Raw genomic sequence first — 14,010 nt, 5'->3', positions numbered from 1 at the left:
CGCTTTATTTAAGCTGGATGCCGTCGCAGTTTTTCAAAAGCTGCTTGAGCTGTTCCCGAATCTTTTCCACATAATCGTCCACATCCTCCATCGTCTCCAGCTTCTTTGCCGGGAAGATGATGGAACGGTTGTAGGGCCGAATCACCTTTTTGGCAGCCGGTGCAGGGCCGCCGTCCGCAAGCGGGACCGGAGGCTTGGGAGGTGCAGGGGGAGCCAGCAGCGTCTCGATCCGCTCCAGCGCGTCGTCCTTGTACTGAAGCATGGGCGGGATCAGGCCATCCAGCAAGGCCAGGCTCTGGTAGTCCCGCACCTTCTGCTTTTGCTGGGCATAAAATTTGTCTGCCCGTGTGATCAGGTCTTTTGCCTTGAGATCGCCGTTCGCGGCCTGATGCACCGCACCCATGCACTGGGTGATCATCTCGTCCACTTCCGCCCGCTTGGCATCCAGCAAGCGGCCGTGGCCGTCCCGGACCGTAGCCATCAAGCCGTTCAGCTCGGGGATTTTCTGATAACTGAACCCGCCCTGCACAGCAACGATCAGCCGGATCTTGTTCAGCGCGTCGTTGGCTGCCGGTTCGCGAGAAAGGTAGTCCAGCTCATTGCGCAAGTTCTCCTCCATTTGGGCAGCGGCATCAAACACCTGCACCTGATTTTTGAAAAAGCCTTCCACAGCCTGGAGGTCCTCTTTGCTGTCAAACAGCTGATCCTCCAGCTTCAACAGCCGGTCAATGAGCGCGATGTTGTCTTTTTTCTGGGACAGGACATCGGTTGCCAGCTGCATTGCCTGCTGTACCTTGCTCTGGTCAGGATACTTGCGCCCGGTGGTATATCGCTGGTTCAGATCCTCGTAGTGAGTTTTCAGTTCTTCAAATTTCTTGACGATGTAGGCGACCAAACCGTCCTCGTCGTCGGGAACATCCATGACGTCAAAGAACTCCCGCAGCAGCTCCTTCACCGCTTTCATCTTGACGGCGGTCACCGCCTGCCGGATGGAGATGCTGGTTTTGCCAATCTCGTTCTTTTTTCGCAGCATGTCCAACAGCTTGGGATCATCCGGCTGGATGGTCGCACCGCCGTACTTGATGGTCACCTTCTGCTGGTTGATGAGCAGTGCCACCACGGCGGCAATGTCTATTTCCCGCCAACCATAGGGGATGCCCTGATACCGGCTCTGCACATCGTACATGGAGGTGGGCAGCTTGGTGCGATCCTGCACCACCAAAAATTCCTCGACTTTTGCGGCGGCATCGCGGTTCGGCTCTGCACCGGGCAAGAAATTCCCGGTTAAAACCTCCTCGACATCCGCATCCGTTTCCATGTTTTTGTTGACAAGGTCCAGCTCACTGTAAACATGGGTGACCAGGTAGTCCAGCGCCTGGTCGATGCGGGATTTGGCGTCACCGCCGCGAATCTCAATGTGCTCGCCATCCACATAAAACGCAGCGTTGACAATCGCCTGCTTCAAGTCCTCCATGGCAGACTGCTCATAGCGGGTAGCTTCATCCTGCTGGTCGCGGATGATGTCCTGCATGGACTTGGGCAGCTGGGCCACGTTCCGCTGCTTGACGAACTTGCGGATCTTCATGGCGCTTTCCAGCGATTCGTAGTAGGAAGAACCAGGCAACACCACAATAGCCTGCCCGTGAGATTCCGTCATCAAGCGAAGCTCGGACTTTTCCACCGCATCTGTGGCAACCGTCAAAAAGCGCAGCTTCATGCCGCCGGTCACAGCGCCGGTGGTGACACCGTCCACCATTTTATCGAAGTCGAAGTCGTATTTATCCCGGCGGAACTTCTTGGTCTGGTAGATGTCGGCGTAGATCATTTGGGCGATGCGCTCCACAATGGAGGCAGTATCCACGACCGTGTTGTTGATGTCCCGCTGAATATCCTGCTCCTCATCAGTGAGGAAGTTGTAGGTCTCGCCAGACCGCCCGATATAGTTCTGGCTCATCAGGCGGCCCAAGGATTCGCCTACTTTTTCCCGAAGGACAATCTTGTCTGTGCGAATATCATCCGCCATCAGGATCACGATGTTGTCCACGTTGGCAGGAATATCGTCCACATAGCGGATTAAGTACAGGAGCTTGAGCACATCCACATCCTGCGGCTGGATACCAGCTCCCATATCCGCTGCGTTCTGGCATCGCTCAATCACGCGGCGTATGGAGCTGTCCAGGAAGGAGTGGACCGTATCGTAAAAGCGGAAGAACGGGACGAGGGCATACTCGTCCTGGTCCTGGATCTTCTGGGCGGCCTCCTGGAAACCGGAGAGCATGGAGCGTTCGCCGCCGGACAGGTGCTTGCCCGAGTTGCCATGTTTACGGATCTCGGCAAACACCTTCTGCATGATAATGAACTGGTAGGGCACAAAGGGGAAATTCACCGCGAATTCACCAGCACCGGCAAACCCCTTAATGTCCAGAATGGAATCTGTGAAGCTGAACAGATTGCGGAGCACGGAGTCATTCTCCTGGTACAGCGCCTCCAGCTTCTGCTCTGCCTCCGGCTTCTTTTTCAGAATACGCTTCTGAATGACCTCATCCACCGAGGAGGAAGACAGGCTGAGGCGTGTTTTGAAACGAGCCTGGATACGGGAAAACTCATCAGCGCGAACCTTGATGATCTCGTCGATGGCCTCCTGGCCGGTACACATGACCCACACCTTACCACCGCACTCGCTGCCAATCTTCTCTGTCAGAGATTGCAAATTCAGCAGCATATCGGTATCCGTACCTACATACTGACCCACTTCGTCGATCATAAACAGGAGGCGGAAATTGTCCGGCTGATTATTCACATAGCTTTTGATGTCTTCTACCAACCGGGCGATGGAAAACTCGACAGCTGTCTTGTCATTGAACCAACATTTTGCATCTTCCTCGCTCATGTCCAGCACTTCCATCAGGGTCGGGACGATGAACTTGCCGTTAAACGCAAATGCCTTGCGCTGCTCGGTCCAGGGCTTACCCTTCTTTGCCTCAAAGACACGGCGGAACTCCTCCGTTTTGCCGAGCTGGTCGATGTATTGCTCCAGCATGGCCACTTTCAAGTTTTCACCATAAAACCCGAGGTGGGTATAGAACATCTTCGCAAAGACGCGGAGCACTGCGGTCTTGTCTTTGTTGATTGAGCCTTCAATGTCGATATTGAACAGAATGGTTTCGGTCTTGCCGCGGGTAGCGCGGTCAATCAGCATGAAGGTGGCGGGATCGTCTGCGAATTTCTGGCGGAACTTTTCTACAGTGGGGATGCCGCCAATGGATTTATTCTCAAGGATATAGGACAGCATTTTCAGAAAGTGAGATTTACCGCTTCCAAAAAAGCCGGAGATCCATACGCCAATGTCGGCGGTGGGCTTGTCAAAGGCGTCACTGTAATAGTCAAAGAAGGAGATGAAATGCTTCTTCAGTTCCTTGGTGATAACGTATTCCCGCACTTCCTGTTCAATTACATCTGTTGTATCCTGATCAACCTTGATAACTCCGTTGATTTTCCGATTGATATCCTCGGCAAACATGTCACGAATTATCATTGTTTCGTGTCCTCCTCCGCGAAGAAATTAAATGCCCTGTAATAGTCGTTGGGTTTCAGCCTGCCAAATAACTTCAAATAGTGACCGTCAAACTCGCCGGGATACATCACCAAAATGGGGATATCAGAAAAATGCGGCTGTAAAGCTTCCAGCAAAGAATGAACTCGCATAAAGGGGAACACATCACCCACGCCAGTGAGCAACAGAACATCGTCACGCATGTGTGGTGCATACTGCATTTTTTCGATAAATTCGGATTCACCGATGGCGGAATGCAACTGCTCCAGAAGGAAGTCACTACCTTCACTTTCTTCCATCTCGGGAATCGCATCGGTAATGTCCAGATCATCACAGAGGGCAAGAAAGATTTTATAGAGATTACATTCGATCAGACGGCACTGGAGCGCCGGGTCGGTCCTAAGCTGATCGAGAAAATGCATCACCGTGATTTCTTCGGCAGCGTCGTAACAAAAAATACGGATATTGACCTCATTACTCAGGCCCTTTCCATCCAGAAAGTCATCCTTTTGGATTTCTTCTCGAAGCAGGTCGAGCCGCTCTTTTAATTTGCTCATACCCCAAGCTCTCCTTTATGAAAAACAGTTGAATGCGGCCAGTGCTCTTGTGTCTCCTTTTTCCTGAATGGCGTTTTCCAGGATTGGGTAAATCAGGACCGGGTTCAGACGATCGGAAGTCGCACTGTCCAAGTATTCGTTTTCCACCAGCACCCTTGTCAGCACCTGCTTGATTTTTCTGATCGTAGCTTCGCTCCATGCGGCGACCCAGTCATCCTGTTCTTGCAGGCGCATAAAGAATGTATTCAAATCGATTTTACCAAAAGACAGGTCCTTTAAATGGTACTTTTCCCCAATCACCGTCACCATAAAATCCCAGACCAGCCGGTACTGCTTCATCATTGCGTAAAGACAGATCTGTTTTGCAATCTCACTGGGCTGGACTGCAATGGCAGACACCAGTTCCGGATCATCCAGCGCTTTCAAGCGCCGGATACAGGTAAACGCCATTTGACGTACCGACTTTTCCGTGGGGTACTGGAAAAGATTTTCCTTGCATATACGATCTGCAATCTCGGCGGCCGTCAGCCCCTCTTCCACCAACCGCGCAGTGGTGCGCATTTCATAGAAAAGGAACTGCTCTCTCGTGATGACGCCGGTGTAGGGGCTGGCCTCTTTAAGCGCTTTTTTATTCTGCGGTATCATACTTTCGCTTGTCCTCCTGCGAGTCGCTGCGCGTTGGCTTCAGGCGCTTTTTCAGCGTCCTGTTCATCAGGAACGACCTCGGCAATGTCCTCTATTTTGCAATGCAATGCAAGACAGATGGTGTTTAGGACCTCTGTCATTACATTTTCACCACGTTCTAATTTTTGCAGCGTGGCATAGCTGATGCCTGTCATATCCCGCAGATCCTTTTTCTTAAGATCCCGATCAATTAGCAGTTTAAATAGTTTTTTATAGCGGATAGCCATATTTTACCTCGCGTCCTCTCAGATTTGAAATACGCACAATTCTGTTTCAAAGTATATCAGAAACGCCTGTAAGCTTCTACAATTTTCTCGAAGAAATTGATGCGATGCTTTTAATTTTCTTGTGTTTGTGAAACAAAGCCTTGTTGAAGGCAGGAAATACACAAGTGTACATCGCATATATAGTCAACCATTTTATTTTTTATGTTATAAGTCCTATTTTTTCGCTATAATGGGTAAAGAAACAACCGTAAATTATAGCCTCAAATTTCCGGTCAGACAGTTTTCTCTCAAAAAGATATTCTCAAATCTCGCACTATGGTGTACTGGATGACTCGAATAGAGAATTATCATGGAAAAACAGATGATCTGCATTATAGAAATCAAGTGCAACCGCAAAACAGCTGCAGCGCCGCTTGGTCGAGATTGCCGACGGCATCCAATCACAATTTTATCAATCATCTTATCTCTTTAGCGATTACATTCTTGGCAAGTCCTTATTTTCTGGATATCCAAAATATAGGACTATCACTCTACTATAATAGAGAAAAGACCACCGCTCATCACGACGGAAAAGGAAGATTCACCCCATGAAGTACAAAGAAACCGGATTCCGTGCTTTCTACAGGAAATTCACTGTTTTTATGTTCACTGACACCTTGCGAGAGGTCACAAAAAAATTTCCCGGTGCCGAGCAGGGGAACTGTATCTTGACGTATGGTTATATTGACCGCTCTGCCGGCCTGACTCTGGAGATTCTAGCTGTTGGTGTGGCAGAGAAGGACAATGTCACCTTTTTTGAAGGCACAGACACTTATCGCTCCTTTCTCCGCATTGGTGCCGTCATGGAGCAGGAGTTTTTTGCTCTGAGGGATGAAGACGGCTCCCTTTATGCTGAACACGCAACCAAAATCGAACAGTTGCGCCACTATGATGCAAGCCAGGAAGTAGAGCAGACTCGGCAGATGAATTTTCTGGATGCCAGCCGTGATCCTTCTTACATTGATGATGTACTGGTCTATCTGTTCAAAGAGCGTCTTTCGCCGGAAGGTTGCTGGGTTCGCATCACCGGCCTGGAAGAACACAGTCTGAAGGGCACTTTACTTAATGAGCCGGATCAGAATTTCGGTTGCCACCGCGGAGAAGAGCTCTCCTTTTTTGTTCAACAGAATCAAGACAAGCAATTTTTCTGCTGCTGTGTACTTACAACTTAATTATCGTGCGAAAGAGCAAATTTCCCCCAATAAACACCGAAGCCACTAGAGGTCTCTTTCAAAGCCTCAGATTTCACTGTAGAGCAACAGATCCACACAACTTTATAAGGCAGGTCTCTTTTCTCACAAAAGCACTTCTGCTATTCCCTATTTGTCCGCACTCTCCGGCCAACAAATCTTCCACTCAAAGTATTCCTTTTCGGTAATCTCCCCCTGGCGAAGCTTCCGCTGCACATCCGCCCAGTCCTTAAGGAAATCGTTCAAGATCGTCGAATTGAACCACATGGCCACAGGGCTGTTTGGCGGCCAGTCATCGTTGTCATCATAGCGCAACGAAAAATCCTGGTTGGCATTGTACCGGGTCTCTGACCGCTGTGTCCGGACCAGGTTGATAATACCGGGCACTTCCTCATCCAGCCAGAACAGTTGCTCCATCATATCAGCAGCTGCACCGTTTCCGCCTTCCGACAAGGCCATCGCAGATACGTTCAGTACTTCAGCCATTTTCTCCAGCAGTGGCTTTTTGGGAATCCGGTACCCCATCTCATACTGGGCGATACGGTTGGCGCCGCCTGCGCCCAGCCCGATCTTTTCTCCCAGTTCCTTCTGCGTCATCTGCCGATGGCGGCGTATGCGTTTGATTTTCTCGCCGGTCGTCACGGTTTTGCTCCTCTCCAAGCCGTTATCGCGTCCACGGATTTCCCGTGGGCGCGTCTTTTTGTATTCATTGTACCCTACCCGTCCCCGTTTTACAAGGAAATTGTAACAAATTTGCGAAATATATTGACGTTCGCATTTTTGCGAATTATAATATTCTCATCAAATTTGCGAAAGTTCAATAGATCTTCCGCAAACGATTACAGAAAGGAGATTTGCCTATGATTATCCAATTCGTACACTTCCATTCTATAAGGGTCGCATGTCTGCGAAACACCTCATCCCGGAAAAAGAGCTGAAAGCCTGCTATGGTCTGCTGTTTGCCGACTATCCCGATGTGGTGACGGTCCGGCAGCTGCAAACTATGTTGGGCATCAGCCGTCACGCGGCGTATGATCTGCTGGGAGAGGGTGAAATCGGAGCCCTCAAACTGGGCAACGCCTACAAGATCCCCAAAATCAACGTCATCCGCTATCTGCTGACCAATGCACAAGGGGCAGGTTTTGCCGGGCAAGACCTGCAAAGTGAATCATAGCATGATTCACTGGAAATCCGCCGCAGGAAAAGTGAATCATAACATGATTCACTTTCTGCTGTATTGCGGCCAAAGGTATCTTAACAAGATTCACGCAAGCGATTTTCCCGACAGAGTGAATCTTATTAAGATTCACTCTGTACCTCCGCCCAAATCCGCGCCGTGCCGCGCGCCGCCGGGCGGCGGGCACCGTTACCCGCATTGTCGCAAAGGTTGCGCCACAGGGCCCCGTTGGGCGGCCTGTGGCCCAGCAAGAAGGAGGCGTATGCCATGCAGAGAAACGAACCTATTGATGCTGAAACTCTACTTTCCACCCCGCTGCCGCCGGTACGGTGGCTGATTCCCGGCCTGTTGCCCGCCGGGCTTTCCTTGTTGGCCGGTGCCAGCAAGGCAGGCAAAAGTTGGCTGTGCCTGTGGCTTTGCCTGCAGCTGGCCCGGGGCGGCGAGATCTGGGGCCGCACCACCCTGCCGCAGACCGTACTGTACCTCTGTCTGGAGGACACCTATGCCCGCATTCAGGGTCGTTTGTTCCGCCTGACCGAGGACCCCGTTCCCAGCCGGTTGTACTTCCAGACCGGAAGCTGCGCCATCGGGGACGGACTGGAACTCCAGATCGAGAAATTCCTGTCCCAGCACCCCGAAACCGGGCTGGTGGTCATCGACACCTTGCAGAAGGTCCGCACCGCCGACCCGAACAACGGCGCTTACGCCAGCGATTATCAGGATATGAGCGCGCTGAAATCCCTGGCGGACCGCCGCGGCATCGGGTTGCTGCTGGTGCATCATCTGCGCAAACAGGGCGCATCCGACCCATTCCAGCAAATTTCCGGGTCCAACGGCCTGATGGGCGCCGCCGACACCATCTGGCTTCTGCAGCGCCAGCGGATGAGCGACACGGCCCGGCTGCTGGTGACAGGCCGTGACATGGACAGCTGCACCCTCCACCTGCAGACACGGGACTGCATCTGGCAGCTGTTGGAGGAGGAATCTGCCGAGGAGCAGGTCCGGAAGGCTGTTCCGGACTACCTGTGGCGGGCGGCGGACTTTGTCCAGCGCGTCGGCACCTGGACAGGCACCGCCACCGACCTGCTGACCGCCGCGGCTATCACCGGGGTACAGCCCAACCAGTTCACCCGCAAACTGGTGGAGCACTTCTACACGGTGTTTGCCCCGCAGGGCATCCGCTACCAGTCCCGGCGCACCTCCAACACCCGGCTGCTGTGCTTCACCTGTGACAGGAATGACGGTCATGACGGTAGTGACGATGATACCGGCAGATCCCCTTTACCGTCTGGTACGGTACCGGCTGGTGAAGAGGGTGCGACCCCCGTACCGTCATCATCGTCATCACCGTCACCGGGGCCGCATCACGGTAGCGAGCATGGGCTTTGTGTTGCCGACGGGCAACCCTTCGCCGCGGCGGACACCGCCGCTCCTACGGGGACGGCCCCGAGCCCCGATTTCTCACAGGAGGCGGTCTCGTGAGAAACCGCACCGTGGGCATCAACGTGCGGGTGACACCGGCTGAAAAACACCGGATGGCATCCGCCGCCCGGCGCTGCGGTCTGACGCTGTCGGAATATCTCCGGCAGCAGGCACTGGGGTACACACCGCAGTTTCATCCGCCCGCGTCTTTATTTTCCGCTCTGGAAGAACTGGACGCGCTGGCGGACCGTCTGCCGCCCGGGGACGCGCTCCCCTGCCGGGCGGCCACAGACCAGATCCGGGATGCCCTGCTGCCGAAGGAGTAATCCCTGGCCGTCACCAAGATCTGGCCGGTGCGGGACAACCTGCGTCGGGTGGTGGATTATGCTGCCAACCCGGAGAAAACCGAATACGGCGCCCTGTCCCAGGCGCTGCACTACGCCGGGAACGACGCCAAGACTACCTTGACGGAAAGCGCCAAGCTGGTGTCGGGCATTCATTGCCGCCCCGAAACCGCCTGGGCGGATATGCGGGCGGTGCAGCGGAAGTTCGGCAAGACCGAGGGCGTGGTGGCGATGCACGCCTACCAGAGTTTCCAGCCCGGCGAGGTGACCCCGGAACAGTGCCACGCCATCGGGGTGGAGCTGGCCCGGCAGGTGTGGGGCGGGCGGTTTCAGGTACTGGTGGCCACCCACATGAACACCCACTGCCTGCACAACCACTTTGTCATCAACGCAGTGTCCTATGTGGATGGCAAAAAGTACGAGCAGCGCCGCAGCCAGTACCGGGAACTGCGCCGCGCTTCCGATGCCCTCTGCCGGGCCCAGGGGTTGTCGGTGGTACAGACCCCCGGCAAGAGCACACCGCGTCCCCTCTACGAAGCGGAACGCCGGGGTGAACCCACCCGGTACAACCGGATGCGGGAGGCTCTGCAAACCGCCCTCCAGCAGACCAGCACCGAGGAGGACTTTGCCCTGGCCCTGCGTCGGATGGGCTACCTGTGGCGGCGGGAGGAGGGCCGCAAGTACGCCACGCTTCGCTCGGTGGACGGCGGCCGCCCGGTGCGGGTGCATCGCCTGGGCCCGGAGTTCGACTGGCTCGCGCTGGCCCAGGTGCTGGACGCCCACTATTACCAGTTCGGTCCCCACTATTACAGCCTGTTCGGCGGGTACGACCGTCCCAAACGCCCGGTCTGCCGTTCCTGGGCCAAGGTACGGTACAGGGGACTGCTGGATGAGCTCTTCGGGAAGCCTCACCTGGGCCGGCAGTATCTCTACTTCCGGTACAAGGTGCAGGCCAAGCCGAATCCCCAGGCGTCCATCAACTGGCCCGAGATCGAAGCAATCTGGCGCAACGTGGAGCGCACGTTGGAGGAGATGCACCTCTGCTTTGACCGGGATTTCCACACCACCGACGAGGTGGAGGCCCACCGCCGGGAACTGGCGGCACAGATCGACGCCCTCTGCAAGGAGCGCGCCAACTGTGCCCGGCTGCTGCGGCACAAGGTCACGCCGCCCGGTACCGCCGAGCGTCGGGCCGGACTGACCTGCCAGATCAAGGCGCTGCGGCACGAGGATGAAGTCTGTGACAGGATTCTCCGAAGGGTACGAGCCACCACCACCTGCCGCAAGGCGTTGGCGGAACAGGCCCGCCAGCGGGCCGAGGAAAAAGCCCGCCACCGCAAGCGCCGCCGCGATCTGGAGCGCTGAACCACAACCATACCAAAAGCCCGCGCCGGGAAGTTCCCGACGCGGGCGCTTTGGTAGATTCGTACCCAAAACAAGGCCGTATCCTTGTGTAGATTTGTGAATAGCTTTTGCCGGGGATTCCGGGTATTGTTGTGCTGGACCCGGAAAACCCGTACAAACGAGTATGAAAGGAGAAATGCCTATGGTCGCAGGCCGACTGCAAGAGAAAAACGGATATTACTACATGGTGCTCAGCTACACCGGTGCCGACGGCAAGCGCAAACAGCCCTGGCACGCCACCGGCCTGCCTGTGAAGGGCAACAAAAAACGGGCGGAGGAGATGCTGCGGGAATTGCGCCGCAGCTTCACGCCGCCCAAACCCAACCGCAAAGAGGAACTGAGCCCTGATATGGTGTTCAGTGACTATATGCTCTACTGGCTGAAAATCATCCGCCCCGCCGTACAGGAAACCACCTGGTCCTCCTACAACTTCAATGTGAAGAACCACATCGTCCCCTACTTCGAGCCCACCGGCATCACGCTGGGCGGGCTGCAGGCGCGGCATATCCAGAGTTTCTATCTCCACGAGCTGGAAACGCTGAAAGCCACCAGCGTACTGCGGCAGCACGCCAACCTGCACAAGGCGCTGAAATACGCCGTGAAGCTGGACCTGATCCCCGGCAACCCGGTGGACAAGGTAGAACGGCCCAAACCCGAGAAGTACCTGGCCGCCTACTACACCGCCGAGGAGATGGAGCAGCTTTTCGAAGCCGCCCGGGGTCATCGGCTGGAACTGATCATCCAGTTTGCAGCCTTCTACGGGCTGCGCCGGGGCGAGGTGCTGGGCCTGCGGTGGGACGCCGTGGACTTTGAGGCCGGTACCCTGACCATCCGGCACATCGTAACCAGCACCAACCTGGAGGGCAAACACGTCCTGGTGGAGGCTGACCGGGCCAAGACCAAGTCCAGCCTGCGCACCCTGCCGCTAGTGGCCAGCTTTGCCCAGCGGCTGCGGGCGTTGAAAGAGCAGCAGGCCTACAACGAGAAGCTGTGCGGCAACTGCTACAACCAGAAGTACAAAGGCTACCTGTTCGTGGACGAGATGGGCAATCTCATTTTGCCCAACGCGGTGACCGACGGATTTGCCAAGCTGCTGGCCGACCACGGCCTGCGGAAGATCCGGTTCCACGATCTGCGCCACTCCTGCGCCAGTCTGCTGCTCAAGCAGGGCGTGCCCATGAAGCAGATCCAGGAATGGCTGGGCCACAGCGACATCTCCACCACGGCCAACATCTACGCCCACCTGGATTCCCAGTCCAAGCAGCTCAGCGCCGCCACGATGGAGCAAGCCCTGCCGCTGCCGGAAGAACTGCCCGAAAACCGGTGGTAATCCTACACTGGTTCAGAGCGCGAGCTCCCGACGCAGGTCGGTGAGCCAGACAGGCGGCGTATCGGTTGCGGGCAGCAGTTCCCCGTTGCGATAGAAAGCCACCACCCGGAAGCCATTGTCGTTGTCATAGAAGGTTGCCTCGTTGCACAGCGGCAGCAGCTTGCCCAGGTCCCGGAAACGCCGGGCAAATCGGCGTTCCACGTCCTGGGTCGGGATGTCGTGGCCGCCGCGGGCTACCCGGTTGGCGATCCGCCGGACCGATTCCTCGGCGGTATCCAGGCCCACATAGTACAGCCGCACGGTGTAGCCCTTGTCCCGGGCCGCGCGGGCCATTTTGCGGGAGAAGCTGCCCGAAAGGGTGCTTTCCTCGGTGAAGTCAATGCCCTGGGCAAGGCAGTCCTGCAGTTTGGCAACGGCAGCCTGGCCCCCGGCATACTCATCGCCGCCGTGCTGGGCGGTCAGTCTGTCGGGGTCCACGATAACGCCCAAGTCGTCCAAACAATCCTTCAGAACACCGGACAGGCTGCTCTTGCCTGCCCCGTTGACCCCGCCCACGATGGTAAATGTCGGCATAGCGCTTCCTCCCAAACGGCAAGGGGTTCTTGCCGTGAAAATACAAAAATACCCTCAGGAAGATTCCTGAGGGATTTGGCGGAGATGGTGGGAGTCGAACCCACGCGCCTCTCTCGAGACCTAAAGCATTTCGAGTGCTCCCTCTTACGACCTCTTGAGTACATCTCCATATTAAGTTTTTCCAGCACCGCCTTGCAAACCTTTCGGAAAAATGCAAGATTTCGATGCAAGATAAGCGGATAATAACCGGATGCATACCCCGGGAAAATCCCGCCGTCACGCCATTCGCGGCGGACGAATCGGCCAACGGGCTGCAAACTTTCGAGTCACGCCTCTTCGACCACTTGAGTACTGCTCCCTATCATGGCGCCGGATACCGGCGCCGATGTACCTGAATATTATAGCAAACTTTATATATTGCGTCAATTCTTTTTTGCGGCAGCGCGCAAAAAGCGCCCCGCCGCAGGGCGAGGCGCGAAACAGTATGAGGACGGCGGAGCCGGTTCAGAACTCCGCGCCCAGAGTGGCGGCCATGACCGCCTTGATGGTGTGCATGCGGTTTTCCGCTTCCTGGAAAACGATGCTCTGCTTGCCGGTAAAGACCTCGTCGGTCACTTCCATGGCGTCCCGGCCGAACTTTTCACCCATGGTGCGGCCCACCTGGGTGCAGTGGTCGTGGTAGGCGGGCAGGCAGTGCATGAACACCGCCTGGGGCCCGGCCTTGGCCATGAGGGCTGCGTTGACCTGGTAGGGGGCAAGGTCGTGGATGCGCTGGGCCCAGACTTCCTCCGGCTCGCCCATGCTCACCCACACATCGGTGTAGACGGCGTCGGCACCGGCCACATCGTCGGGGTTCTCGGTAAAGGTGAGGGTGGCGCCGGTCTCGGCAGCGATGGCCTGGCAGCGCTGGACCAGGGCGTCCTCCGGCCAGTAGGCCTTGGGGGCGCAGGCCGTGAAGTGCAGGCCCATTTTGGCGCATCCGATCATGAGGGAGTTGCCCATATTGTACCGGGCGTCGCCCATATAGACAAACTTGAGCCCCGCCAGATGGCCGAAGTGCTCCCGCAGGGTCAGGAAATCCGCCAGGATCTGGGTGGGGTGGAACTCATTGGTCAGGCCGTTCCACACCGGTACGGGGGAATACTTTGCCAGCTCTTCCACGATGCTCTGGCCGTAGCCACGGTACTCGATGCCGTCAAACATGCTGCCCAGCACCTGGGCGGTGTCGGCGATGCTCTCCTTCTTGCCGATCTGGCTGCCCGTGGGGTCCAGATAGGTGGTGCCCATGCCCAGGTCGTGGGCCGCCACCTCAAAGCTGCAGCGGGTACGGGTGGAGGTCTTTTCAAAAATCAGGGCCACGTTTTTGCCCCGCAGCACGTCGTGGAGGACGCCGGCCTTCTTTTTGGCCTTGAGCTCGGCGGCCAGGTCCAGAAGCGCCCCGATCTCTTCCGGGGGATAGTCCAGCAGTGTAAGAAAATCTCTGCCTTTCAGATTCATGCCATGTTCTCTC

The 14,010-nt window shown here is 55.9% G+C and carries 13 protein-coding genes and 1 tRNA gene; 6 read left to right on the top strand and 8 right to left on the bottom strand.

Annotation, left to right across the window (positions count from 1 at the left end):
* Positions 1–4: 4 nt before the first annotated feature.
* From brxC to INF35_RS12750, 4 genes are read right to left on the bottom strand one after another with little or no spacing between them, the layout of a single operon-like run.
* A complete protein-coding gene (brxC, locus tag INF35_RS12765; RefSeq protein WP_193503082.1) occupies positions 5–3,535 on the bottom strand; it encodes a BREX system P-loop protein BrxC in 3,531 nt (1,176 codons plus the stop codon).
* A complete protein-coding gene (locus tag INF35_RS12760; RefSeq protein WP_193503080.1) occupies positions 3,532–4,110 on the bottom strand; it encodes a DUF1788 domain-containing protein in 579 nt (192 codons plus the stop codon). Before INF35_RS12760 ends, brxC begins: the two co-directional genes overlap by 4 nt.
* Positions 4,111–4,125: 15 nt before the next feature.
* Positions 4,126–4,755 carry a DUF1819 family protein gene (locus tag INF35_RS12755; RefSeq protein ID WP_193503078.1) on the bottom strand — a complete coding sequence of 210 codons (630 nt, stop codon included), beginning with the start codon at positions 4,753–4,755 and terminating at the stop codon, positions 4,126–4,128.
* On the bottom strand, positions 4,752–5,021 hold the full coding sequence (locus INF35_RS12750) for a helix-turn-helix domain-containing protein (protein WP_193503076.1): 270 nt from the start codon (positions 5,019–5,021) through the stop codon (positions 4,752–4,754). The genes INF35_RS12755 and INF35_RS12750 overlap by 4 nt, the downstream gene beginning before the upstream one ends.
* 587 nt (positions 5,022–5,608) lie before the next feature.
* Here INF35_RS12750 and INF35_RS12745 point away from each other — a divergent pair.
* Positions 5,609–6,232 carry a hypothetical protein gene (locus INF35_RS12745; RefSeq protein ID WP_193503074.1) on the top strand — a complete coding sequence of 208 codons (624 nt, stop codon included), beginning with the start codon at positions 5,609–5,611 and terminating at the stop codon, positions 6,230–6,232.
* A gap of 147 nt (positions 6,233–6,379) precedes the next feature.
* Here the strand turns inward: INF35_RS12745 and INF35_RS12740 are convergent, their stop codons facing one another.
* Entirely contained in the window at positions 6,380–6,892 is a 513-nt protein-coding gene (locus INF35_RS12740; RefSeq protein WP_193503072.1) for a helix-turn-helix domain-containing protein, read from the bottom strand.
* Positions 6,893–7,151: 259 nt separating this feature from the next.
* Here INF35_RS12740 and INF35_RS12735 point away from each other — a divergent pair, with 259 nt between their 5' ends.
* The 5 genes from INF35_RS12735 (at position 7,152) to INF35_RS12715 (ending at position 11,927) form a co-directional block, all read left to right on the top strand.
* Positions 7,152–7,424 (top strand): helix-turn-helix domain-containing protein, encoded by a 273-nt coding sequence (locus INF35_RS12735; RefSeq protein WP_193503070.1) that lies wholly within the window; start codon positions 7,152–7,154, stop codon positions 7,422–7,424.
* A gap of 270 nt (positions 7,425–7,694) precedes the next feature.
* Complete coding sequence (locus tag INF35_RS12730; RefSeq protein WP_193503068.1) at positions 7,695–8,909, top strand: AAA family ATPase; 1,215 nt, start codon at positions 7,695–7,697, stop codon at positions 8,907–8,909.
* On the top strand, positions 8,906–9,175 hold the full coding sequence (locus tag INF35_RS12725) for a plasmid mobilization protein (RefSeq protein ID WP_193503066.1): 270 nt from the start codon (positions 8,906–8,908) through the stop codon (positions 9,173–9,175). Before INF35_RS12730 ends, INF35_RS12725 begins: the two co-directional genes overlap by 4 nt.
* A gap of 27 nt (positions 9,176–9,202) precedes the next feature.
* Positions 9,203–10,558 carry a relaxase/mobilization nuclease domain-containing protein gene (locus INF35_RS12720; RefSeq protein ID WP_193503064.1) on the top strand — a complete coding sequence of 452 codons (1,356 nt, stop codon included), beginning with the start codon at positions 9,203–9,205 and terminating at the stop codon, positions 10,556–10,558.
* 181 nt (positions 10,559–10,739) lie between these two features.
* Positions 10,740–11,927 carry a tyrosine-type recombinase/integrase gene (locus INF35_RS12715; RefSeq protein ID WP_193503062.1) on the top strand — a complete coding sequence of 396 codons (1,188 nt, stop codon included), beginning with the start codon at positions 10,740–10,742 and terminating at the stop codon, positions 11,925–11,927.
* Positions 11,928–11,939: 12 nt separating this feature from the next.
* Here INF35_RS12715 and INF35_RS12710 read toward each other — a convergent pair whose 3' ends face one another.
* The 3 genes from INF35_RS12710 to argF all read right to left on the bottom strand — a co-directional run bounded on the left by INF35_RS12710 (position 11,940) and on the right by argF (position 13,997).
* Entirely contained in the window at positions 11,940–12,500 is a 561-nt protein-coding gene (locus INF35_RS12710) for a zeta toxin family protein (protein ID WP_007047949.1), read from the bottom strand.
* A 76-nt stretch (positions 12,501–12,576) separates the two neighbouring features.
* Positions 12,577–12,668, bottom strand: a tRNA-Ser gene (locus tag INF35_RS12705).
* Positions 12,669–13,004: 336 nt separating this feature from the next.
* On the bottom strand, positions 13,005–13,997 hold the full coding sequence (argF, locus tag INF35_RS12700) for an ornithine carbamoyltransferase (RefSeq protein WP_193503060.1): 993 nt from the start codon (positions 13,995–13,997) through the stop codon (positions 13,005–13,007).
* Between the last annotated feature and the right edge of the window lie 13 nt (positions 13,998–14,010).

The sequence above is a fragment of the Gemmiger gallinarum genome, from assembly GCF_014982805.1.
GTDB classification, from domain to species: Bacteria; Bacillota; Clostridia; order Oscillospirales; family Ruminococcaceae; genus Gemmiger; species Gemmiger gallinarum.
The sequence above is the reverse complement of the archived record's forward strand: the minus strand, read 5'-3'. Positions and strand labels throughout refer to the sequence as shown.

Bases quoted from the DNA above. Each gene is read 5' to 3' on its own strand.
- brxC (WP_193503082.1), bottom strand. From the start codon at position 3,535: ATGATAATTCGTGACATGTTTGCCGAGGATATCAATCGGAAAATCAAC.
- INF35_RS12760 (WP_193503080.1), bottom strand. From the start codon at position 4,110: ATGAGCAAATTAAAAGAGCGGCTCGACCTGCTTCGAGAAGAAATCCAA.
- INF35_RS12755 (WP_193503078.1), bottom strand. From the start codon at position 4,755: ATGATACCGCAGAATAAAAAAGCGCTTAAAGAGGCCAGCCCCTACACC.
- INF35_RS12750 (WP_193503076.1), bottom strand. From the start codon at position 5,021: ATGGCTATCCGCTATAAAAAACTATTTAAACTGCTAATTGATCGGGAT.
- INF35_RS12745 (WP_193503074.1), top strand. From the start codon at position 5,609: ATGAAGTACAAAGAAACCGGATTCCGTGCTTTCTACAGGAAATTCACT.
- INF35_RS12735 (WP_193503070.1), top strand. From the start codon at position 7,152: ATGTCTGCGAAACACCTCATCCCGGAAAAAGAGCTGAAAGCCTGCTAT.
- INF35_RS12730 (WP_193503068.1), top strand. From the start codon at position 7,695: ATGCAGAGAAACGAACCTATTGATGCTGAAACTCTACTTTCCACCCCG.
- INF35_RS12715 (WP_193503062.1), top strand. From the start codon at position 10,740: ATGGTCGCAGGCCGACTGCAAGAGAAAAACGGATATTACTACATGGTG.
- INF35_RS12710 (WP_007047949.1), bottom strand. From the start codon at position 12,500: ATGCCGACATTTACCATCGTGGGCGGGGTCAACGGGGCAGGCAAGAGC.
- argF (WP_193503060.1), bottom strand. From the start codon at position 13,997: ATGAATCTGAAAGGCAGAGATTTTCTTACACTGCTGGACTATCCCCCG.